20 protein-coding genes are annotated in these 21711 nt (G+C 62.4%); 13 read left to right on the top strand and 7 right to left on the bottom strand.

The genetic code is table 11. From position 1 onward, the window contains the following. Positions 1-17 precede the first annotated feature (17 nt). Positions 18-1052, top strand: a complete 1035-nt coding sequence (locus J3P89_RS01370; RefSeq protein ID WP_434696517.1) for a hydrolase — start codon at positions 18-20, stop codon at positions 1050-1052. Positions 1053-1114: 62 nt separating this feature from the next. On the opposite strand, the gene J3P89_RS01365 is transcribed toward J3P89_RS01370, so the two are convergent. Both J3P89_RS01365 and J3P89_RS01360 read right to left on the bottom strand, forming a co-directional pair. Next, positions 1115-1969, bottom strand: a complete 855-nt coding sequence (locus J3P89_RS01365) for a sulfurtransferase (protein WP_434696516.1) — start codon at positions 1967-1969, stop codon at positions 1115-1117. Between the two features lie 34 nt (positions 1970-2003). Beyond that, entirely contained in the window at positions 2004-2675 is a 672-nt protein-coding gene (locus J3P89_RS01360; RefSeq protein WP_305498144.1) for a TetR/AcrR family transcriptional regulator, read from the bottom strand. A 149-nt stretch (positions 2676-2824) separates the two neighbouring features. On the opposite strand from J3P89_RS01360, the gene J3P89_RS01355 reads away from it, so the two are divergent. From J3P89_RS01355 to J3P89_RS01335, 5 genes are all read left to right on the top strand, one after another. Next, entirely contained in the window at positions 2825-4255 is a 1431-nt protein-coding gene (locus tag J3P89_RS01355; protein WP_434696515.1) for a coniferyl aldehyde dehydrogenase, read from the top strand. Between the two features lie 26 nt (positions 4256-4281). Beyond that, positions 4282-4827, top strand: coding sequence for a twin-arginine translocation pathway signal protein (locus J3P89_RS01350; protein ID WP_434696514.1), 546 nt, complete (start codon positions 4282-4284; stop codon positions 4825-4827). Between the two features lie 162 nt (positions 4828-4989). Further along, positions 4990-6585, top strand: coding sequence for a GMC family oxidoreductase N-terminal domain-containing protein (locus J3P89_RS01345; protein WP_434696513.1), 1596 nt, complete (start codon positions 4990-4992; stop codon positions 6583-6585). A 115-nt stretch (positions 6586-6700) separates the two neighbouring features. Further along, a complete protein-coding gene (coaD, locus tag J3P89_RS01340) occupies positions 6701-7180 on the top strand; it encodes a pantetheine-phosphate adenylyltransferase (RefSeq protein ID WP_007897855.1) in 480 nt (159 codons plus the stop codon). Between the two features lie 132 nt (positions 7181-7312). After that, positions 7313-7564 (top strand): YfhL family 4Fe-4S dicluster ferredoxin, encoded by a 252-nt coding sequence (locus J3P89_RS01335; protein WP_434571149.1) that lies wholly within the window; start codon positions 7313-7315, stop codon positions 7562-7564. A 149-nt stretch (positions 7565-7713) separates the two neighbouring features. On the opposite strand, the gene J3P89_RS01330 is transcribed toward J3P89_RS01335, so the two are convergent. Genes J3P89_RS01330 through J3P89_RS01320 form a run of 3 tightly spaced genes read right to left on the bottom strand, consistent with a single transcriptional unit; the run spans position 7714 to position 9748 of the window. Beyond that, on the bottom strand, positions 7714-8034 hold the full coding sequence (locus J3P89_RS01330; RefSeq protein WP_305498139.1) for a multidrug transporter: 321 nt from the start codon (positions 8032-8034) through the stop codon (positions 7714-7716). Positions 8035-8089: 55 nt separating this feature from the next. Continuing rightward, positions 8090-8902: a bifunctional DNA-formamidopyrimidine glycosylase/DNA-(apurinic or apyrimidinic site) lyase gene (gene mutM / locus J3P89_RS01325; RefSeq protein WP_434627337.1), complete on the bottom strand. Its 813-nt coding sequence runs from the start codon at positions 8900-8902 to the stop codon at positions 8090-8092. Positions 8903-8932: 30 nt separating this feature from the next. Further along, positions 8933-9748 carry an HDOD domain-containing protein gene (locus J3P89_RS01320; protein ID WP_434574069.1) on the bottom strand — a complete coding sequence of 272 codons (816 nt, stop codon included), beginning with the start codon at positions 9746-9748 and terminating at the stop codon, positions 8933-8935. Between the two features lie 231 nt (positions 9749-9979). On the opposite strand from J3P89_RS01320, the gene J3P89_RS01315 reads away from it, so the two are divergent. The 4 genes from J3P89_RS01315 (at position 9980) to ilvD (ending at position 15368) form a co-directional block, all read left to right on the top strand. Next, complete coding sequence (locus J3P89_RS01315) at positions 9980-10519, top strand: type 1 glutamine amidotransferase domain-containing protein (protein WP_434654925.1); 540 nt, start codon at positions 9980-9982, stop codon at positions 10517-10519. A gap of 109 nt (positions 10520-10628) precedes the next feature. Further along, positions 10629-11825: a class I SAM-dependent rRNA methyltransferase gene (locus tag J3P89_RS01310; protein ID WP_305498134.1), complete on the top strand. Its 1197-nt coding sequence runs from the start codon at positions 10629-10631 to the stop codon at positions 11823-11825. Between the two features lie 228 nt (positions 11826-12053). Further along, the gene (locus J3P89_RS01305; RefSeq protein WP_434696512.1) at positions 12054-13259 is read left to right on the top strand and encodes an MFS transporter; all 1206 of its coding nucleotides are present in this window, start codon (positions 12054-12056) and stop codon (positions 13257-13259) included. Positions 13260-13526: 267 nt separating this feature from the next. Next, entirely contained in the window at positions 13527-15368 is a 1842-nt protein-coding gene (gene ilvD, locus J3P89_RS01300; protein ID WP_434696511.1) for a dihydroxy-acid dehydratase, read from the top strand. A gap of 96 nt (positions 15369-15464) precedes the next feature. Here ilvD and J3P89_RS01295 read toward each other — a convergent pair whose 3' ends face one another. Next, positions 15465-16520, bottom strand: a complete 1056-nt coding sequence (locus J3P89_RS01295) for a haloacid dehalogenase-like hydrolase (RefSeq protein WP_434696510.1) — start codon at positions 16518-16520, stop codon at positions 15465-15467. Positions 16521-16760: 240 nt separating this feature from the next. On the opposite strand from J3P89_RS01295, the gene J3P89_RS01290 reads away from it, so the two are divergent. Then, on the top strand, positions 16761-18152 hold the full coding sequence (locus tag J3P89_RS01290) for an L-cystine transporter (RefSeq protein ID WP_434673049.1): 1392 nt from the start codon (positions 16761-16763) through the stop codon (positions 18150-18152). Between the two features lie 113 nt (positions 18153-18265). Here the strand turns inward: J3P89_RS01290 and J3P89_RS01285 are convergent, their stop codons facing one another. Further along, positions 18266-18778, bottom strand: coding sequence for a dihydrofolate reductase (locus tag J3P89_RS01285; protein ID WP_434627323.1), 513 nt, complete (start codon positions 18776-18778; stop codon positions 18266-18268). A 77-nt stretch (positions 18779-18855) separates the two neighbouring features. Between J3P89_RS01285 and J3P89_RS01280 the strand changes: the two genes are divergently transcribed. Together J3P89_RS01280 and J3P89_RS01275 are read left to right on the top strand one after the other, a co-directional pair. Then, positions 18856-20223, top strand: a complete 1368-nt coding sequence (locus J3P89_RS01280; protein WP_434696509.1) for a DUF2868 domain-containing protein — start codon at positions 18856-18858, stop codon at positions 20221-20223. Further along, the gene (locus tag J3P89_RS01275) at positions 20216-21589 is read left to right on the top strand and encodes a GTPase/DUF3482 domain-containing protein (RefSeq protein ID WP_434696508.1); all 1374 of its coding nucleotides are present in this window, start codon (positions 20216-20218) and stop codon (positions 21587-21589) included. Before J3P89_RS01280 ends, J3P89_RS01275 begins: the two co-directional genes overlap by 8 nt. The last annotated feature ends 122 nt before the right edge of the window (positions 21590-21711 follow it).

The following is a 21711-nucleotide window of genomic DNA, read 5'->3' as shown; positions in this document are numbered from 1 at the left end:
GTGCACCGAGAATGATCGTGTCCTGCGCACCTGAACGCTTCATACCCGCCCCGGGCCTTGGCAATCCACACTTGCAGACCTTGTGGGGCCCATTGTGGCGTAAAACCGTTCACATCGATCGCGAACGTGAGCGCCTCTGGCTGGACGATGGTGATTTCCTCGACCTCGACTGGCATGGCCCGCATAGCGCCGAAGCACCGCTGGTGCTGGTGCTTCATGGGCTGACCGGTTCCTCCAACTCACCCTACGTTGCCGGCCTGCAACGCGCGCTCAATGCTCAAGGCTGGGCCAGCGTCGCCCTGAACTGGCGTGGTTGCTCGGGCGAGCCGAACCTGCTGGCCCGCAGTTATCATTCCGGCGCCAGCGAAGATCTCGCCGCGGCTATCGAACATCTGCGGGCCCGACGCCCCTTGGCACCGCTGTTTGCGGTGGGCTATTCGCTGGGCGGAAATGTGCTGCTCAAGCATTTGGGGGAAGCCGGCAACGACAGCCAGCTGCAGGGCGCAGTGGCGGTCTCGGTACCGTTTCGCCTGGACCAGTGCGCCGACCGCATCGGACAGGGCTTTTCCAGGTTCTATCAGGCGCACTTCATGCGGGAAATGGTCGCCTACGTGCGCAACAAGCAACGCCAGTTCCAGCATGACGGACGCGACGAAGGGCTCGCGACCCTGGCAGCCCTGGGCTCGCTGGACAACATGCGCACCTTCTGGGATTTTGACGGCCGGGTGACAGCGCCGCTGCACGGCTTTTCCGACGCAGCGGATTACTACCGGCGCGCGTCCAGCCGCTATTTCATGGCGGGAATCAGTACACCGACGCTGGTCATCCAGGCCGCCGACGACCCATTTGTATTCCCCCACAGCCTGCCCGAACCTGGCGAGTTATCGGCCTCGACCCACCTGGAACTGCACCTGCGGGGCGGGCATGTGGGATTTGTCGACGGAACCCTGCGCCGCCCAGGGTATTACCTGGAACGCCGCATTCCCGGTTGGCTGGCCAGCCTGGGCTGTGGGAGCGAGCCTGCTCGCGATAGCGCTGGATCAGCAACATAAGGTTTGACTGACCCACCGCCATCGCGAGCAGGCTCGCTCCCACATTGATTTGAGGTGTAGTGTTATTCGCCCTTCGCCACGCCCCGCTGGGGATCGTTGATCCACTCGCTCCACGAGCCGGCATACAACCGTCCCAGCGGATAGCCCGCCAGGCACAAGGCAAACAGGTTATGGCACGCCGTCACGCCGGAGCCACAGTAGGCCACCAGCTCGGTGGGCGGACGCTCGCCCAGTTTTTCAGCGAAACGCAGCTTGAGTTGATCGGCCGGCAAGAAGCGTCCATCGGTCCCCAGGTTGTCGGTGAATGCTGCGCATGACGCGCCCGGGATATGCCCCGCCACCGGGTCGATCGGCTCGACTTCGCCCTTGAAACGCGGCAGCGCCCTGGCATCCAACAGGGTCATGTCCGCATCACCGAGGCGTTGCTGCAACGCCTGCGCACTGAGCAGCAAGCTCGCGTCCGGCGCGCCGTTGAAAGTCCCGCGAGCAGCCTGCGGCGGATCCAGGCTCAGGGGCAGGCCGGCCGCATGCCAGGCCTTGAGCCCGCCGTCGAGAATATGCACGCCATCGCGTTTGCCCAACCAGGCCAGCAGCCACCAGGCCCGGGCGGCATAGGCGCCGGGGCCGTCGTCATACAGCACGACCTCGTTGTCATTGTTGATCCCCCAGGCCCGGAGACGCTCAACCAGCGCCTCGGGCTCCGGCAGCGGATGACGTCCCGTGACGCCCTTGATGACCGGTCCGCTCAGATCCCGCTCAAGGTCGACGAACGACGCGCCGGCGATATGGCCCTCGGCGTAACTGCGCTGGCCATAGTCCGGGTCCTCCAGGGCAAAACGACAATCGAGGATCACCAGCCCGGGCTGTGATCTCCGCTGTTCCAGGGCCTGAGGGCTGATGAGTTGCGCGATGGGCATGGTGAGCTCCTGTGGCTGAATCAAGGGGTCCGATCTACTGCCCTTCCTCCAGGGTCTGGGCCAGCGGGACATAAAATTCTTTGAACAGGGCATCTACCGCTTCGCGGGCCTGCTCGGTCACAAACCCCGCCTCGAGCACCAGCACCTGATACACGCCGCGCTTGATCGCCTGTTCGCTCAGGTGGTTGGAGTTTTCGCGCGTGGTGCAGAGGAACCGGACCCAGGACGTGAGGACAATCCAGGCATTGAGGGTCAGGGACTCGATCTGGACGCGGTCCATTGCCAGGATGCCGGCGTCGACGAAGCCTTCGTAGATAGCCGTGCCATGGATCAGGCAGCGTTGGGAAAAGCGTCGGTAGCGAGCCGCCAGTTCCGGGTCGCTGTCGAGCAGGTGCTCCAGGTCCCGGTGCAGGAACCGGTAGCGCCACATCGCCGAGAGCAGTTCCTGCAAGTAGAAGCGTTTGTCGTCCACCGTGGCCGCCCGCCCCTGGGGTGGACGCAGGAAGCTGTCCACCAGGTTTTCGTATTCGCTGAACAGCACGGCGATGATCGCCTGCTTGTTGGGGAAGTGGTAATAAAGATTGCCCGGGGACATGTCCATGTGGGCGGCAATGTGATTGGTGCTGACACTGCGCTCACCCTGCCGGTTGAACAACTCCAGGCTGTTCTGCACGATGCGCTCGCTGGTTTTTATTCGTGGGGCCATGGCTTGGGCTTAATTCGAAAAATCATGTGATGGGCATCTTACGACCTATCGGTCACGGGAGAAAACCCACGCCATCGCGGAGGCGGCATTTGACTTTTTAGAGCACAAGCTCTAGAAATCCACCATTCCAACAATAATCCGGTGCCGACATGCCAGCCGACGTTGCTTACCTGCACCAGTCTCAACAGCAGCTGGATGAAATTCGGACGATCTTCGAGGCCCAGCGCCGTGCTTTCAACGCTCATCCCATGCCAACGGCCGAGCAGCGCCGGCAGTGGCTCAAGGCATTGCGCGAACTGTTGAGCAATGAACGGCAAGCCCTGATCGACGCGATCAGCCAGGACTTCAGTCACCGCAGCGCCGACGAAACCCTGCTGGCTGAGCTGATGCCGAGCCTGCACGGTATCCATTACGCGAGCCGCAACCTCAAGGGCTGGATGAAACCTTCCCGGCGCAAGGTCGGCATGGCCTTCCAACCGGCATCGGCCAAGGTGATCTACCAGCCATTGGGCGTAGTCGGGGTCATCGTGCCGTGGAATTACCCGCTCTTCCTGGCCGTGGGCCCATTGGTCGGCGCCTTGTCAGCGGGCAACCGGGTCATGCTCAAGCTCAGCGAGGCGACCCCGGCCACCGGGCTGCTGCTCAAGCGACTGTTTGCCCGTATCTTTCCCCAGGACCTGGTGTCGGTGGTGCTGGGCGAGGCTGACGTCGGCATTGCATTCTCCAGGTTGCCGTTCGATCACCTGTTGTTCACCGGCGCCACCAGCATCGGCAAACATGTGATGCGTGCCGCCGCGGAAAACCTCACCCCCGTCACCCTCGAGCTGGGTGGCAAATCACCCGCCATCGTGTCCGACGACGTACCGCTCAAGGACGCCGCCGAACGCATAGCCTTCGGCAAGACCCTGAATGCCGGGCAGACCTGCGTCGCGCCGGATTACGTGCTGGTACCGCAGAGCCGCGTCGGAGCGTTCGTCGAGGCGTATCGCGAAGCGGTCCGCGGGTTTTATCCGACGCTGGCGGACAACCCGGACTACACCGCCATCATCAACGATCGCCAACTGGCGCGGCTCAACGGCTACATCGGCGACGCCACCAGCAAAGGCGCGCTGCTGATCGAGCTGTTCGACCAGGGCCAGGGACGCCGCATGGCCCACAGCCTGTTGCTCAATGTCACGGATGACATGACGGTGATGCAGGATGAGATCTTCGGCCCACTGCTGCCCATCGTGCCGTATGAAGGCCTGGACCAGGCTTTTGCCTACATCAATCGGCGGCCTCGTCCGCTGGCGCTCTACTACTTCGGCTACAACAAGGCCGAACAGCAGCGAGTACTCAATGAAACCCATTCCGGCGGCGTCTGCCTGAACGACACGCTGCTGCATGTGGCCCAGGACGACATGCCGTTCGGCGGCATTGGCGCCTCGGGGATGGGCCACTATCACGGTCACGAGGGATTCCTGACCTTCAGCAAGGCCAAGGGCGTCCTGATCAAGCAGCGCTTCAACGCCGCCAGACTGATTTATCCGCCCTATGGCAAGCCTTTGCAGAAGCTGATCCAGAAGCTGTTCATCCGCTAACAAGCGTCTCCCGGGTAATAACAATAATGAGCCCAAACCTGACCGATACGCCCGCCCTGACACGGCGTGGTTTGCTGCAACTGAGCCTTGGCGCCAGCGTTTTCCTCGCCTCCGTCGGCCTGGGCGCCAGCCTCAGCGGCTGTTCGTCCAGCCAACCGGCGGACGGCCTGAAGGCCCTGCGCGACAGCGACCTGGCATTTCTACGCGCCGTCATTCCGGTGATGCTCGACGGCGCAGTGACGGCAGGAACGATCCAGGCCGCCACCGACGCCACGCTGCAAAGCCTGGATCGCGGCCTGGCGCACTTGTCTGCGGCGATGCTCAAGCTCACGCATCAACTGTTCGACGTGCTCACGTTGGGTGTGACCCGCGGGCCGCTGACCGGAATCTGGGGCGGGTGGGAAAACGCCAGCGCCGATGACATTCAACAATTCCTGACACGCTGGGAAAACAGCTCGCTGAGCTTGTTGCGCCAAGGCCACAGCTCTTTGCTGCAAATGGTGATGATGGCCTGGTACAGCCGGCCCGAGGCCTGGGCACACTGCGGGTATCCGGGCCCGCCAACCGTCTGAAAGCCAGCCCCAATTCCTGTGGGAGCGGGCTTGTGTGGGAGCGGGCTTGCTCGCGAAGGCGGTGTATCAGCCGACATTAGTGTTGCCTGAATTACCGTTTTCGCGAGCAAGCCCGCTCCCACAAGGGCTCAGTCAGCTCACGACAATAAGGGAGTCTCAAGCATGCCCGTACCCGATCCGTTCCGCGAAGGCCTGGCCCGTGGCTGGACCACCTACAACGGCGCGCAACTGACCCAGGACCTCACGCTGGAAGCCGACGTGGCGATCATCGGCAGCGGCGCCGGCGGTGGCACCACGGCGGAAATTCTCAGTGCCGCCGGCTACAAGGTATTGCTCATTGAGGAAGGCCCGCTCAAGACCAGCCAGGACTTCAAGCTGCTTGAGGATCAGGCTTACACCAGCCTGTATCAGGAAGGTCTCGGGCGAATGAGCAAGGACGGCGCCATCACCATTCTCCAGGGCCGAGCCGTGGGGGGTACCACGTTGATCAACTGGACCTCGAGCTTTCGTACGCCTGACCAGACTCTCGAACACTGGGCGACCGAGCATGCCGTCCGGGGCCACGGCCCCGCCGAGATGGCGCCCTGGTTCGAACGCATGGAGCAGCGCCTGGGGGTGGCGCCATGGCTAATTCCGCCCAATGCCAACAACGACGTCATTCGCAAGGGCTGCGAGCAATTGGGCTACAGCTGGCATGTGATCCCGCGCAACGTGCGTGGCTGCTGGAACCTGGGCTATTGCGGGATGGGCTGCCCGACCAATGCCAAGCAATCGATGCTGGTCACCACCATACCCGCCACGCTGGACCAGGGCGGCGCCCTGCTCTATCTGGCGCGGGCCGAACGCCTGATCATCAGCAACGATGCGGTAGTGGAATTGCAATGCCAGGCCATGGACGAACGCTGCGTGGCGCCGACCGGACGGCGCATCAGGGTCAAGGCGCGGCATTACGTGCTGGCCGGTGGCGGCATCAACAGCCCCGCCCTGCTGCTGCGCTCCGACGCGCCGGATCCGCATCGATGCCTGGGCAAGCGCACCTTCCTGCACTTGGTGAACATGTCAGCCGGACTGTTCGACGAAGTCATCAACCCTTTTTATGGGGCTCCACAGTCGATTTATTCAGATCATTTCCAATGGCAGGATGGCGTCACCGGCAAAATGTCCTACAAGCTGGAAGTCCCGCCTTTGCATCCGGCCCTCGCCGCCACGCTGTTGGGCGGCTTTGGTGCGCAGAACGCAGCGCACATGGCAAAGTTGCCCCACACCCACGCCATGCTGGCGTTACTGCGCGACGGCTTTCACCCGGACAGCCCCGGCGGTACCGTGGAATTGCGCAGCGACGGCACGCCCGTGCTCGACTATCAGGTCTCCCCCTACACTTGGGACGGTTTGCGCCGGGCATTCCACAGCATGGCCGAGATCCAGTTCGCCGCAGGGGCCAGGTCGGTCATGCCGATGCACAGCGATGCCCGGCACGTGAAAACCCTGGCCGAGGCCCGCGCGCTGATCGACGGGCTGGACCTGGCCCTTTTCCGCACCCGCCTGGGCAGCGCTCATGTCATGGGGGGTTGCGCCATGGGCGAAGAGCCGAAACAGGCGGTGGCCGACAGCCTCGGCCGCCACCACCAACTGCGTAATCTTTCCATCCACGACGGCTCGCTGTTCCCCACCAGCATCGGCGCCAACCCGCAGTTGTCGGTGTACGGCCTGACCGCCAAACTGGCGACCTTGCTGGCCGAACGTCTGCAAAACACATGAAAAAACCGACTATTCGCAGCGCCTATAGTGCGTTCTTATCCCATCGCCGACTTGGCCGACCGAGTCGGCTGCGATACCATCCGACTCCCCAACGGACTCCCGCCAGGACGACGCGATGAACCGAGTGTTGTACCCAGGTACCTTCGACCCCATTACCAAGGGCCATGGCGATCTGGTCGAACGCGCCTCGCGCCTGTTCGACCATGTGATCATTGCCGTCGCCGCCAGCCCGAAGAAAAACCCGTTGTTCCCGCTGGAGCAACGTGTGGAGCTGGCCCGTGAGGTCACCAAGCACCTGCCGAACGTGGAAGTGGTCGGCTTCTCGACGCTGCTGGCGCATTTCGCCAAGGAAAAGAACGCCAATGTGTTCCTGCGCGGCCTGCGTGCGGTCTCGGATTTCGAGTACGAGTTCCAGCTGGCCAACATGAACCGCCAGTTGGCCCCGGACGTCGAGAGTCTCTTCCTGACGCCATCGGAGCGTTACTCCTTCATCTCGTCGACCCTGGTGCGGGAAATTGCGGCCCTGGGCGGCGATATCACCAAGTTCGTCCACCCGGCCGTGGCCGACGCGCTGACCCTGCGCTTCAAGAAGTAACCCGCCGACGCTGCGACTCGCTCGCAGCACAGCGCAGTCCATCGCCCCCGCGTGCACTGCGCTCGCCAATGCGGCACAATTGCGCCCATACGTTTTCAAATGCCCGGGCTCAACGCCCCGGCCGGAGCTTGCATGTCCCTGATCATCACCGACGACTGCATCAATTGCGACGTCTGCGAACCCGAGTGCCCGAACGCCGCCATTTCCCAGGGCGAAGAGATCTATGTCATTGACCCGAACCTGTGCACCCAGTGCGTCGGGCACTATGACGAGCCTCAATGCCAGCAGGTCTGCCCGGTGGATTGCATCCCGCTGGACGAGGCTCATCCGGAGACTGAGGAACAGTTGATGGCGAAATATCGCAAAATTACTGGCAAGGAATGAATCGGTAATCTGTAGCGCCTTTACTGGCCTCATCGCGAGCAAGCTCGCTCCCACAGGGGATCTATGGACATCGCAGCATCTGCGTACTGAGCAAATACCTTGTGGGAGCGAGCTTGCTCGCGATAGCGCCATCAGCGACACCCAATACCTCACTCCTGCCGCTCAAACCCCTCCCCAACACACCCCAGGCACCGCACAAACGTCGCTTTCGCCGGGTCGACCACCAACGCCTTCCCCGCATCGCCAACCCCGCCACCCAGCGCCGTAAAGGGCAACGACACGACAAACGCCCCGGCACCGATCACGGTAGCAGCGAGCAGCAACGGACGAGCAATCAGCAAGTCGCCGAGCATGGCGTACGCGGGTGGATTCTGGATGGTGTAGCGCGGGTCACCGCTTTCGGTGTTCGCCAAGGCAGGCAAGCCGACACTCAGCGAGAGTGCCAGGAGGAAAGTTCGAAGCAGAGTCATGGGGCGATCCTTCGGCTGAAACAGTATGACTACTGACTATAGACCGTAAGACGAATCACCTCTGGCAGCGAGGACACCAGACGCTGGCGCGCTGGCCCAGGCGGATTTCCCGCAGCCCCGTGCCACAGATCTTGCACAACTCCCCACCCCGACCGTACACGAACAGCTCCTGCTGGAAATAACCGGGCTGGCCATCGCCGCCGATGAAGTCTCGCAGGGTGGTTCCACCGCGTTCGATGGCATGGGCAAGGATGCGCTTGATCTCGATCGCCAGTTTCAGATAGCGCGCCCGAGCAATGCTTCCGGCGGCGCGCCGTGGGTCGATTCCGGCGGCGAACAGCGCTTCGGTCGCGTATATATTGCCCACGCCCACCACGACCGCGTTGTCCATGATAAACGGCTTGACCGCCATCGAGCGCCCACGGGAAAGCTGGAACAGCCGTTCGCCGTCGAACAGGTCAGTCAGCGGTTCCGGCCCGAGGCGAATCAGCAGTTCGTGATTGAGCGGGTCGAGGCTCCAGAGCATCGCCCCGAAGCGACGCGGATCGGTGTAGCGCAAGGCCAAGCCGGACTCCAGTTCGATGTCGACATGTTCATGCTTGAGGGCGGGCATGCCGATCTCGACCAGCCGCAGATTGCCAGACATGCCCAGGTGGCTGATCAGCGTGCCAACCTCGGCGTTGATCAACAGGTACTTGGCCCGACGTTCCACCTGCACGATGCGCTGCCCCGAAAGACGCACATCGAGGTCTTCGGGAATCGGCCAGCGCAAGCGGCGGTCACGTACGACGACGCGGCTGACCCGTTGCCCTTCGAGGTGTGGCGCGATCCCGCGGCGGGTGGTTTCGACTTCCGGCAGTTCTGGCATAGGGCTCTCGAATCAAGCGAAAGCTGGCACTCAACGAGAGGCCAGGTCGCGGATTTCCTGTTTCTGGGTCTCGAAGTCGTACTCCGGCAGACCGATGTAATCGAGCACCAGTGGCCCGACGCAATTCCACTCGTGGTCCTCGGCCTGGTTGCCCAGCACGCGATGGGAAGCACAGATGTTCTCGGACATCTTCAGGATCGCCAACAGGTTTTTCAACTGACTGTTATTACGCGAAGATTCGTCGCTGAAAATCGCCAGGGCGTTGTGGTGATTGGCGATGGCCTGGCTGACGTGGTCCGGCAGGCGCCAGGACTTGGAGGTGTAGTAACCGACCACCGCATGGTTGGTGTTGAACACGCGGTTTTCGGTGTCCACCACTCGGATCTCGGCGCTGGCATTGGCATAGGCCTCCTCCAGCACGCCCATGTAGGTGGGGAACTGCTTGAGCATCAGCGGCACGCCGCAGTCATGGAACAAACCCAGGGCATAGGCTTCGTCGCCGTTCTGCAGGCCGACGCGCTTGGCCAGGGTCAGGCAGGTCATGGCCACGTCCTGGGCGGTGTCCCAGAAGCGGTTCAAGGTGACGATGGCATCGTCGTGCAATTCTCCCTTGATCGACTGCGCGTTGATCAGGTTGATAATCGACCGGCTGCCCAGCAGGTTCACTGCGCGCTGGATCGAAGTGATCTTGTTGCTCAAGCCGTAGTACGGCGAATTGACGATCTTGAGCAAGGCACCCGAAAGGCCCGGGTCCTGGGAAATCAGCTTGGCAATGGTTTCCAGGTCCGGGTCGGGCATGTACTGCTCCATCTGCAAATCCACCATGATTTGCGGCTGGGGCGGCACACTGATGCCCTGCAGGGACTGTTGGATCTGTTCGGCGGAAAGTTCTTTGGACATGGGTACACACTCTGGGTAAGGCCGGGAGTCTAACCCCTAAATCTGGATCCGACACACCACTGGTAAATTGGCGGAACTTTCGTACAAGCCTGAGCTTCGGAATCTGTAGGACCAATGCCCAAGTCTTGTAATAAGGCTTAGGTCGGCAGCCAACCCATTCAGCTTTAGGAGATTTTCATGCCCGCTAATCTGAACAACAAGCGCGTCGCCATTCTGGTCACCGACGGTTTTGAACAGGCCGAACTGACCGGTCCCAAAGAAGCGCTGGAACAGGCCGGGGCCAAGGTCGACATCATTTCCGCCAGCGACGGCCAGGTCAAAGGCTGGAACCATGACAAGCCGGCCGACGACTTCAAGGTGGACCTGACTTTCAAGGCGGCGAATGTCGATCAGTACGAAGCGGTGGTGCTGCCCGGCGGCGTGCAGAATTCCGACACCATCCGCATCGACCCCGACGCGCAGAACCTGGTCAAGGGCTTCGAAGCGGCTGGCAAACCTATCGCGGTGATTTGCCATGGCGGCTGGTTGCTGGTGTCCAGTGGCCTGGTCAAGGGCAAGACCATGACCAGCTACAAGACACTCAAGGATGACCTGGTCAATGCCGGCGCGAACTGGGTCGACCAGGAAGTCGTCCGGGACGGCACCTGGATCAGCAGCCGCCAGCCGGATGATATTCCCGCGTTCAACCGTGAACTGATCAACTCGCTGTCGGCCTGAAGCCCTTGTGGCGAGGCGAGCAGCGCAGGCTCCCTCGCCACATGTCCACCGCCGGCCCCGCAAGGGTTGCAACACGGTATACTCCCGCTCTTTTTTCCGGAGCGACGTCATGTCCTTGCCCAGCCTGCGCCTCAAAGCCAACGCCGACCGTCGCCTGCGCGCCGGCCACCTGTGGGTCTACAGTAACGAAATCGATGTGGCTGCCACCCCGCTGCACGGCTTCAAGGCCGGCGACCAGGCGGTCCTCGAAGCCGCCGGCGGCAAGCCGCTGGGCATCGTTGCGATGAGCCCGAACAACCTGATCTGCGCACGCCTGCTGTCCCGCGACGCGAAGCTGGCGCTGGACAAATCCCTGCTGGTGCATCGCCTCAACGTGGCGTTGTCCCTGCGCGAGCGGCTGTTCGACAAGCCGTTCTATCGCCTGGTCTACGGCGATTCCGACCTGCTGCCGGGCCTGGTGGTCGACCGTTTCGGCGACATCCTGGTGGTGCAGATCGCCTCCGCCACCATGGAAGCCCACAAGGACGACGTGATCGCCGCCCTCACCCAGGTGCTCAAGCCTAGCGGCATCCTGTTCAAGAATGATTCCGCGGCACGCGACGCCGAAGGCCTGGAGCGCTACGTCGAGACCGTGTTCGGCCTCGTCCCGGAATGGGTCGCCCTGGAAGAGAACGGCGTGAAATTCGAAGCGCCGGTCATGCAAGGCCAGAAAACCGGCTGGTTCTACGACCACCGCATGAACCGTGCGCGCCTGGCACCCTACGCCAAGGGCAAGCGCGTTCTGGACCTGTTCAGCTACATCGGCGGCTGGGGCGTGCAAGCCGCGGCGTTCGGTGCCAGTGAAGTATTCTGCGTCGACGCCTCGGCCTTCGCCCTCGACGGCGTCGAGCGCAACGCCGCGCTGAACGGCGTTGCCGAGAAGCTGACCTGCATTGAAGGTGACGTATTCGAAGCCTTGAAGGAACTCAAGGCCAGCGAAGAGCGTTTCGACGTGATCGTTGCCGACCCGCCGGCCTTCATCAAGCGCAAGAAAGACCTGAAAAACGGCGAAGGCGCCTACCGCCGCCTCAACGAACAGGCCATGCGCCTGCTCAGCAAGGACGGCATCCTGGTCAGTGCGTCATGCTCGATGCACCTGCCCGAAGACGATCTGCAGAACATCCTGCTGACCAGCGCCCGTCACCTGGACCGCAACATCCAACTGCTCGAACGCGGCGGCCAGGGCCCCGATCACCCGGTACACCCGGCGATCGCCGAGACGCGCTACATCAAAAGCATCACCTGCCGGTTGCTGCCTAATAGCTGAGGCCGGGCGGGGCCACAGCCGTAGTGCTGTGGCCCTCATCCATTAACAATCTGATCGCAGCCTTGGCTGCGATTTTTTTTGCGCCTGATCATGACTTCAGCTCAAGCAAGAACCTGTAGGAGGTCCCCCACGCAATTACCAGAGCCTTCCTACACGATCTCTCCGTGCCTGGCGGGCGTTAAGCATTAGGATTGAAAGCTACTCCTCAGGTGCGCCTTGGAACTCGTCATGACTGATCCGCAAACCCGCCTGGCTACTCGAAAACATGCCACCGTCGGCTTACTGCTGACGCTGACATTACTCGGTGTTTTCCCGATTGATGTGGTGTTGCCCTCATTCCCTGCACTGTCCGAGCATTTTCAAAGTCCCTCATCCGATATTGCCCTGTCCGTTAGCCTGTTCGCGGTGGGCATCGCTCTTTCGCAACTGCTGATCGGCCCGCTTTCCGATGTCATGGGGCGGAAAAACCTGCTGCTGATCGGGATCGCCATTTCAGCGGTGGGAGCAACGGGTTGCGTGCTCGTCGACAGCTACTGGTCCTTTCTGTTCTTCCGTGTCATCCAGGCCTTGGGATGCGGTTGTTTCGTCCTGTCCCAAGCGCTGATCCAGGACCTGTTCACCGGCCAGGAACAGCAGCGGCTGCGAATTTTGCTGGTCACCTGCGGCGGTATTTTCATTTCCTTTTCGCCCCTGGCGGGCACTGGGCTGCAAAGCTGGATGGGTTGGCGAGGCAGTTTCCTGGTGTTCACTGCACTGTCGATTGGGGTGTTCGCAAGCGTCTGTCGTTTGCTTGAGCACTCTCGGGTCGACGGTCATCCCAGGCGTTTCAACTTCGTCGCATCCTATCGAAAGGTCTTCGGTGACTTCAGCTTCCTGGCCTATTGGTTGATTTCGGCGCTGGCTTTTTCCTGCCATTTTTCATTCATCGTCATTTCACCGCTGATCCTGATAGACCAGTTGCACTTATCATCCGAGGCTTTTTCGCTGGTACTGCTCGGCTATGGGCTGGCCTACATTGGCGGCGGCCTCATCGCGACCATGCTGAGTAACCGGATCGACCCCCAGACGCAAACCATGACGGGGCTGGGCCTGATCCTCGCCGCTGGCCTTCTGATGCTGGGGCTCGCCAACCAGCTGGGCTTGTCGGTGACCACTCTGTTGCTACCCATGATCGTATGCACCGCCGGAACGACCATCGCCCGGGCGGCAGCCAACAACCAAGCCATGACGCTGTTTCCGGGACAGGCCGGCACGTCCGCCTCGGCCGGTAGCGTACTGGTGTTCATCGTCGGCGGGCTGACCAGTGCCGTGATCAGCCTCATCCCGCTGGACTTGCAAGTCGCCCTGGCCCTGTGTCTGGTGTTGCTCAGCCTGCTCGGGCTGACGCTCAATGCCTTGGTCCGGCAACGTGACGGGGGGCTGTTGCCCGGCTGAACGCTGCCAGTCGTCATTCCAGGCGCGAGAATGGTCTCGATCGGCGCTTTGCGTCATTTCATCCTGACGCCAGCGGTGTAGAATCGCGACATTCATCGCCATTCATCCCCGGCGGGTTTATGAGCTCATGCTGAGGCGCGCAGCGATCCTGCAAAGTCATCAGCCACGTCCGGACTCACGGCCAAACCCGAGTGTTCCAGACGTCGACAGAAGCTCACTTCCCCATTGATACCTGATAAGTACCTGATTAGCCGCCCGGAGTGCTCCATGCCTGATTACCGTTCGAAAACATCCACCCATGGCCGCAACATGGCCGGCGCCCGTGCCCTGTGGCGCGCCACGGGGATGAAGGATGACGACTTCAAGAAGCCGATCATCGCCATTGCCAACTCCTTCACGCAATTCGTTCCAGGCCATGTTCACCTCAAGGACCTGGGCCAACTGGTTGCACGGGAAATCGAACGCGCCGGCGGGGTTGCCAAGGAATTCAACACCATCGCCGTGGACGACGGCATCGCCATGGGTCACGACGGCATGCTGTATTCGCTGCCCAGCCGCGAGATCATCGCCGACTCGGTCGAATACATGGTCAATGCCCACTGCGCCGACGCCATCGTGTGCATTTCCAACTGCGACAAGATCACCCCCGGCATGCTCATGGCTGCCCTGCGCCTGAATATCCCGGTGATCTTCGTGTCCGGTGGCCCGATGGAGGCTGGCAAGACCAAGCTCGCCAGCCATGGCCTGGACCTGGTGGACGCCATGGTGATCGCCGCCGACTCCAGCGCATCCGACGAGAAAGTCGCCGAGTACGAGCGCAGCGCCTGCCCGACCTGCGGTTCTTGCTCCGGCATGTTCACCGCCAACTCGATGAACTGCCTGACCGAGGCCCTGGGCCTGGCGTTGCCTGGCAACGGTTCGACTCTGGCCACCCACAGCGACCGCGAACAGCTGTTCCTGCAGGCCGGCCGGACCATCGTCGAGCTGTGCAAGCGCTACTACGGCGAAAACGACGATTCAGTGTTGCCGCGCAACGTCGCCAACTTCAAGGCGTTCGAGAACGCCATGACCCTCGACATTGCCATGGGCGGCTCGACCAACACCATCCTGCACCTGCTGGCCGCGGCCCAGGAAGCCGAGATCGATTTCGACCTGCGCGACATCGACCGCCTCTCCCGCCACGTGCCGCAACTGTGCAAGGTCGCGCCGAACATCCAGAAGTACCACATGGAAGACGTGCACCGCGCCGGGGGGATCTTCAGCATCCTCGGTTCGCTGGCCCGCGGCGGCCTGCTGCACACCGACCTGCCAACCGTACACAGCAAGACCATGGCCGAGGCCATCGCCAAGTGGGACATTACCCAGACCAGCGACGAAGCCGTGCATCACTTCTTCAAGGCCGGCCCGGCGGGCATCCCGACACAAACCGCGTTCAGCCAGTCGACCCGTTGGGAAACCCTGGACGACGACCGTGAGAACGGCTGCATCCGCAGCGTCGAGCACGCCTACTCCAAGGAAGGCGGCCTGGCCGTGCTGTACGGCAACATTGCCCTGGACGGCTGCGTGGTGAAGACCGCCGGCGTCGACGAGTCGATCCATGTATTCGAAGGCAACGCGAAGATTTTCGAAAGCCAGGACAGCGCCGTGCGCGGGATTCTCGCCGACGAGGTGAAAGCCGGCGACATCGTGATCATTCGTTACGAAGGTCCGAAGGGCGGCCCGGGTATGCAGGAAATGCTCTACCCGACTTCCTACCTGAAATCCAAGGGCCTGGGCAAAGCCTGTGCGCTGCTGACCGACGGCCGTTTCTCCGGCGGCACGTCGGGCCTGTCCATCGGCCACGCTTCGCCGGAAGCAGCGGCTGGCGGTGCCATCGGCCTGGTGCGCGATGGCGACAAGGTGCTGATCGACATTCCGAACCGTTCGATCAATCTGTTGATCAGCGATGAGGAACTGACTGCACGCCGCGTCGAACAGGACAGCAAAGGCTGGAAGCCGGTGGAAGTGCGTCCGCGCAAAGTCACCACCGCCCTCAAGGCCTACGCCCTGCTTGCCACCAGTGCCGACAAGGGTGCGGTGCGCGACAAGGCGATGCTTGACGGGTTGTAAGCGCCCCGAGCCACATAAAAATGCCCCGCCAAGTGCGGGGCATTTTTATTGGACCAGAGATATCCCCTGTGGCGAGGAAGCCGTAACTGATCCGGTTTACTGGACATCTTCCGGCTTGACGATCACCCAGTTCTTGTCCGCTGTCACGGGCAGTCCTTCCTTGGCCTGGGCGGCCGCGTGCTTGGCCATCATGCCGTTTATCTGCGTCATGTATTTATCCTTGCGATTGACCCACAAGTGGATGCCGCCCTTGGCCACGTCTACGTCATGGAACAGCATGTAGCCGTCGCTGCTCGGCGTGTCACCAGCCACCAGCACCGGTTTTTTCCATTCGTCGATGTAGGTCAGGATCGCCGCGTGCTTGCCGGCCATCCAGGTCGCCGGCGTCCACAGATACGGTGTGTATTCCAGGCCAAGATTGGCCTTTTCGTCATATTTACCGTTGGTGATTTGCTTGCGGGCGGTGGTCAGTTCGCCGGTCTTGCGGTCCTTGAGCAGCGTGGTTACGCCAATGACGTTCTGCGGCTTGAGGTTGTAGCCATACTTCGGGTCGGAGGCAACCATGCGCACCAGCTCTTCGGAAGCGGCGGTCATGACATAGACCTCGATGCCGTTCTCCATCAGCTTGTTGTACAGCTCGGCCTGCCCGGTGAATATCTTCGGTGGGTTGACGTTGTACTGGACCACTTTGTCGCCATCGTAATACGTGGTCGGTACCGGTTTGCCGGAAGCCATCAGCTCATCGACGTAGCCCTTCAGCTCCTTGAGGGTGTAGCCGGAAAACACCTGGGCCACCCACGGGTAGCAGACCATGTCGTCCACTTCGCAGAATCGATAGTAATAACTGAACAGGCTTTCCTTGTGGTCGGCGGTGTCCTTGAATGGCATCAGCTTCAAGGACGGGTCCAGGCTTTCCCGGGTGATGAGCCCCTTGTTCTCCATGAACGGTAGCAACGATTCTTCGAGATCGTAGCGGTAGCTGGTGTTGTCCATGTCGAACACCGCGTAGTTACCTTTGTTGGCGTTGGCCGCGATCATCGCTTCCAGCGCCTTGGCCTGTTCCGCGGGCCAATGCTTTAGGTCAGTGGCGAGCGCCTGGCCGGCGAGGCCCAGGCCTATAGCGACAGCGAGCAAGCGAGGTACGAGCTTCATCGACATTTACTCCCAGGTTGTAGGAGCTCGACGCTAACAAATGCCTGTGACAGATCTCGCCTGTGCGCGACCGCTTGCGTCTCGATAACGCCAGCGGCATACCCCTGGGCGTCAACGCTTATTCCAGAAGCGACAGTAAACATTCTTTTTAAGTATTAATTCTTTAGATATCAGGCTGTTAGGCTTTCCGGCTCACAGTCGCGACGCTTGGCGGCTGGCAAAGTCTTTTCGGAGTTTTTCATGAATCTTCCGCTGATCCTCAATCTGTTGGTGTTCATCGCCTTGCTGTACGGCTTGGCGCAAACCCGTCACAGCACTTGGAGCCTGGCCAAAAAGGTGCTGCTGGCGCTGGTCCTGGGCGTGGTGTTCGGTATCGCGCTGCACACGATCTATGGCGCAGGCGACCCGGTACTCAAAGCCTCGATCGGCTGGTTCGACCTGGTGGGCAACGGCTACGTGCAGTTACTGCAGATGATCGTGATCCCGCTGGTCTTTGCTTCGATCCTCAGCGCCGTGGCCCGCCTGCACAACGCCTCGTCCCTGGGCAAGATCAGCTTCCTGACCATCGGCACGCTGCTGTTCACTACCGCCATCGCCGCCCTGATCGGCATCGCTCTGACCAACCTGTTCGGCCTCACTGCCGAAGGCCTGGTGGCCGGAACCCAGGAGCAGGCACGGCTGCAAGTGATCCAGAGCGATTACGCCGGCAAGGTCGCCAACCTGAATATCCCGCAACTGCTGCTTTCGTTCATCCCGCAGAACCCCTTCGCCGACCTGGCCAGGGCCAAGCCGACGTCGATCATCAGCGTGGTGATCTTCGCGGCGTTCCTCGGTGTCGCGGCGTTGCAATTGCTCAAGGATGACGCAGAGAAAGGCCAGAAAGTGATCAACGCCATCGACACCCTGCAAAGCTGGGTGACGCGCCTGGTGCGCCTGGTGATGAAACTGACCCCGTATGGCGTACTGGCGCTGATGACAAAAGTGGTGGCTGGCTCCAACCTGCAGGACATCATCAAGCTCGGCAGCTTCGTGGTGGTGTCGTACCTGGGGCTGGGGCTGATGTTCGTAGTCCACGGCCTGCTGGTGTCCGCTGCCGGGATCAATCCGTTGCGCTTCTTCCGCAAGATCTGGCCGGTGCTGACCTTCGCTTTCACCAGCCGCTCCAGCGCGGCGACCATTCCCCTGAGTATCGAAGCCCAGACCAGCCGCCTCGGCATTCCCCGGGCGATTGCCAGCTTCAGCGCATCGTTTGGCGCCACCATCGGCCAGAACGGTTGCGCCGGGCTGTATCCAGCGATGCTGGCGGTCATGGTCGCGCCTACGGTGGGGATCAATCCGCTGGACCCGGTGTGGATCGCGACGCTGGTGGCCATTGTGACCTTGAGTTCAGCGGGCGTGGCCGGTGTCGGCGGTGGCGCAACGTTCGCCGCGTTGATCGTGCTGCCGGCCATGGGCTTGCCGGTCTCGCTGGTGGCGCTGCTGATTTCGGTCGAGCCGTTGATCGACATGGGCCGTACCGCGTTGAACGTCAGTGGCTCGATCACCGCCGGGGCGATTACCAGCCAGGTGATGCAGCAGACGGACAAGGCCTTGCTCGATGCCGAGGAGCATGGGGAGTTGGTGCACGCTTGATTGGTGGCGCCAAGTAGATCGCCTTCGCGAGCAGGCTCGCTCCCACAGTTGACCGATTTCCTGACCCAACTCGGTTACCTGTGGGAGCGAGCCTGCTCGCGAAGCCTTGGCTTCTAAAGCTTCTCCCACACCTCAAAGCTGTAGGCCGGCTTGTCCCCTTCAGCCGGGTTCAGCTGGTTCGACACCAGTTTCCACTGGCTCGAAGCAAACTCCGGAAACCACGCATCCCCTTCCGGGCTCAGCGCCACGCGGGTCAGGTACAACCGATCCGCCTGCTCCAGTGCCTGCGCGTAGAGCTGGGCGCCACCGATCAGCATCAGCTCGTCAACGCCCTGTTCCAGCGCCCAGGCTTCGGCCCGTTCCACTGCGGCCTCCAGCGAAGAGAAGACTTCCGCGCCTTCCAGCACCAGGCCCGGCTGGCGGCTGACGACAATGTTCAAGCGTCCCGGCAGCGGCCGACCGAGGGAGTCCCAGGTCTTGCGCCCCATGATGATCGGCTTGCCCAGGGTGGTGGCCTTGAAGTATTTGAAGTCCCCCGGCAAGTGCCAGGGCATGCTGTTGTCGATGCCGATCACACGGTTTTCACCGAGGGCTGCGATCAGGCTTAAGGGAAGAGTTTTTTTCATGACGGCGAGGATACCAGAGGCCCGGACCGGTGCCACAGCGGTTATGCTGATTGCTCATTCGAGCAACGGAAGCCCTCGTGACTGAACTGCAAAACCTCTGGTTGACCGAGACGATACGCCTGCGTGAAGAACATGCCGGCCCGCTCGAAGACCAGGAAGCCAATCGCCTGGCCCGCGCGGCCGGCGGCGATCTGTCCACGCGCATCCGTCATCGCGCCCACTGGCTGGCCGAGCGCGATGGCCTCGTCCAGGCCCTGCGTCACTGGCTGCAAGGCGCACGGCTGGCGCCGATCGCATTGGCCGTGCTCGCCGTGGCCAGCGGCGCCGGCCTGGGCTTTGCCGCCCTCGGCGATGGACGCGCGCCGGTCAACGTATTCTGGGCCCTCGGCAGTCTGTTGGGGCTGAACCTGATCCTGCTGATCGGCTGGGCCCTGGGCCTGCTGTTCGCCGGTGAGCAAGGCGCCACGCTCGGCCGCTTGTGGCTCTGGCTCAGCGAAAAACTCGCCCGCGACGCCAAGGCCGCGCAACTCGCGCCGGCCCTGCTGCTGTTGCTGCAACGGCACAAGCTCAACCGCTGGGCCCTCGGTGTGCTGGTCAATGGCTTGTGGTTGCTGGCGATGCTCAGCGCGCTGGTCATCGTTTTGTTGCTGATGGCGACCCGGCGCTATGGCTTCGTATGGGAAACCACCATTCTCGGTGGCGAGACCTTCGTCGCCATGACTCAGGCCCTCGGTGCGTTACCCGCCCTGCTGGGCTTCAGCGTGCCGAGTGTCGAGATGATCCGCGCCAGCGGCGACGCCGCGCTGGACATCGAAAGCGCCCGCCAGGCCTGGGCCGCCTGGTTGGTGGGCGTGCTGCTGGTCTACGGCGTGCTGCCGCGCCTGGGCCTGGCGCTGTTGTGCCTGTGGCGTTGGCGCCGTGGCCGCGCCAGCCTGCGCCTGGACTTGAACCTGCCCGGCTACGCTCAGCTGCGTGAGCGATTGATGCCAAGCAGCGAACGCCTGGGCGTCAATGACGCCGCGCCCGCACAATTGCATCAAGTCGAAAGCGCCGTGGGCGCCATGGAAAGCGACGGCGCGCTGCTGGTGGCGATCGAGCTGGATGAACGTCCCTGGCCGCCGAAGCTGCCGGGCACCGTGAAAAGCGCGGGCATCCTCGACAGCCGCGAATCGCGCCACAAATTGCTTGAACAACTTTCGCGCTTCCCGCCCGCGCGCCTGGCGATTGCCTGCGATCCCCGGCGCTCGCCAGACCGTGGCAGCCTGGCATTGATCGCCGAACTGGCTCGCAGCGCCAGCGCCACCCGCGTCTGGCTGTTGCAGGCGCCGCCCGGCGAAGCACTGGATGTCGAGCGCCTGGGTGACTGGCACAGCGCGTTGCAGCAGCTGCAGTTGCCGTTCGCCGACTGCGCGCCGTTGAACTGGCTGGAGACGGGCCATGACTGAAGCCATCAAGCCATTGAAGCTCGCCGTGGTCGGGCACACCAACGTCGGCAAGACCTCCCTGCTGCGTACCCTGACCCGGGATGTCGGCTTCGGCGAAGTCTCCCACCGCCCGAGCACCACCCGTCACGTCGAAGGCGCGCGTCTGTCGGTGGACGGCGAGGCGCTGCTGGAGTTGTACGACACGCCTGGGCTGGAAGACGCCATCGCCCTGCTCGATTATCTCGAACGCCTCGAGCGTCCCGGTGAACGCCTGGATGGCCCGGCACGCCTGGCCCGCTTCCTCGAAGGCAGCGAGGCGCGACAACGCTTCGAGCAAGAAGCCAAGGTGCTGCGGCAGTTGCTCGCCAGCGACGCCGGGCTTTATGTGATCGATGCCCGCGAACCGGTGTTGGCCAAGTACCGCGATGAACTGGAAGTCCTCGCCAGTTGCGGAAAACCGCTGCTGCCGGTGCTCAATTTCGTCAGCAGCGCCCAGCACCGTGAAGCCGACTGGCGCGAAGCCCTGGCGCGGCTGGGCCTGCATGCACTGGTCCGTTTCGACAGCGTCGCCCCGCCCGAGGACGGCGAGCGACGTCTGTATGAAAGCCTGGCGTTGCTGCTGGAAAGCGCTCGCGGGCAATTGGAGCGGCTGATCGCGGACCAACAGGCCCAGCGTCTGGCACGCCAGCAGAGCGCCAGACGGCTGATTGCCGAATTGCTGATCGATTGCGCCGCTTGCCGGCGCAGTGTCGCCAGCGACGCCGAACTGGAACGCCAGGCCATCAGCGAACTGCGCAACGCGGTGCGTCAGCGCGAACAGCGTTGTGTCGAGGCCCTGCTCAAGCTCTACGCTTTCCGCCCTCAGGATGCGGCGGCCAGCGATCTTCCCTTGCTGGATGGCCGCTGGGGTGATGACCTGTTCAACCCCGACACGCTCAAGCAATTGGGCGTACGGGTCGGTGGCGGCATTGCGGCGGGGGCGGCGGCCGGAGCCGGTGTCGACCTGCTGGTGGGTGGCCTGACCCTGGGCGCCGCCGCCCTCGCCGGGGCGATTGCCGGCGGCGCGCTGCAAACGGCCCGCAACTATGGCGACCGGTTGATCGGCAAGCTCAAGGGCCAACGTGAACTGAGCGTGGATGACAACGTGCTGCGCCTGTTGGCCCTGCGCCAACGGCAACTGCTGCAAGCCATCGACCAACGCGGCCATGCGGCGATGGACAGCATCCGTATCGCCACGCCCCAGGACAAGACCTGGAGCGAAGGCAAGCTGCCCGAAGCACTGGGCAAGGCCAGGGCGTATCCGCAGTGGTCGTCGTTGAATCCCCAGCCACGACTGAGCCAGGCCGAACGACAGGAACAGATCGAGCTGTTGGCTGAACAGCTCTAGACACCACAACTCCTGTGGCAAGCATCCCCCCGTGGCGAGGGAGCTTGCTCCCGCTGGGCTGCGCAGCAGCCCCAAAACCAGACACTGCGGTAGGTCAGGCTAAATCAATGGGGCCACTGCGT

The sequence above is a fragment of the Pseudomonas sp. Z1-14 genome (assembly GCF_051132005.1).
Classification (GTDB): domain Bacteria; phylum Pseudomonadota; class Gammaproteobacteria; order Pseudomonadales; family Pseudomonadaceae; genus Aquipseudomonas.
The sequence above is the reverse complement of the archived record's forward strand: the minus strand, read 5'-3'. Positions and strand labels throughout refer to the sequence as shown.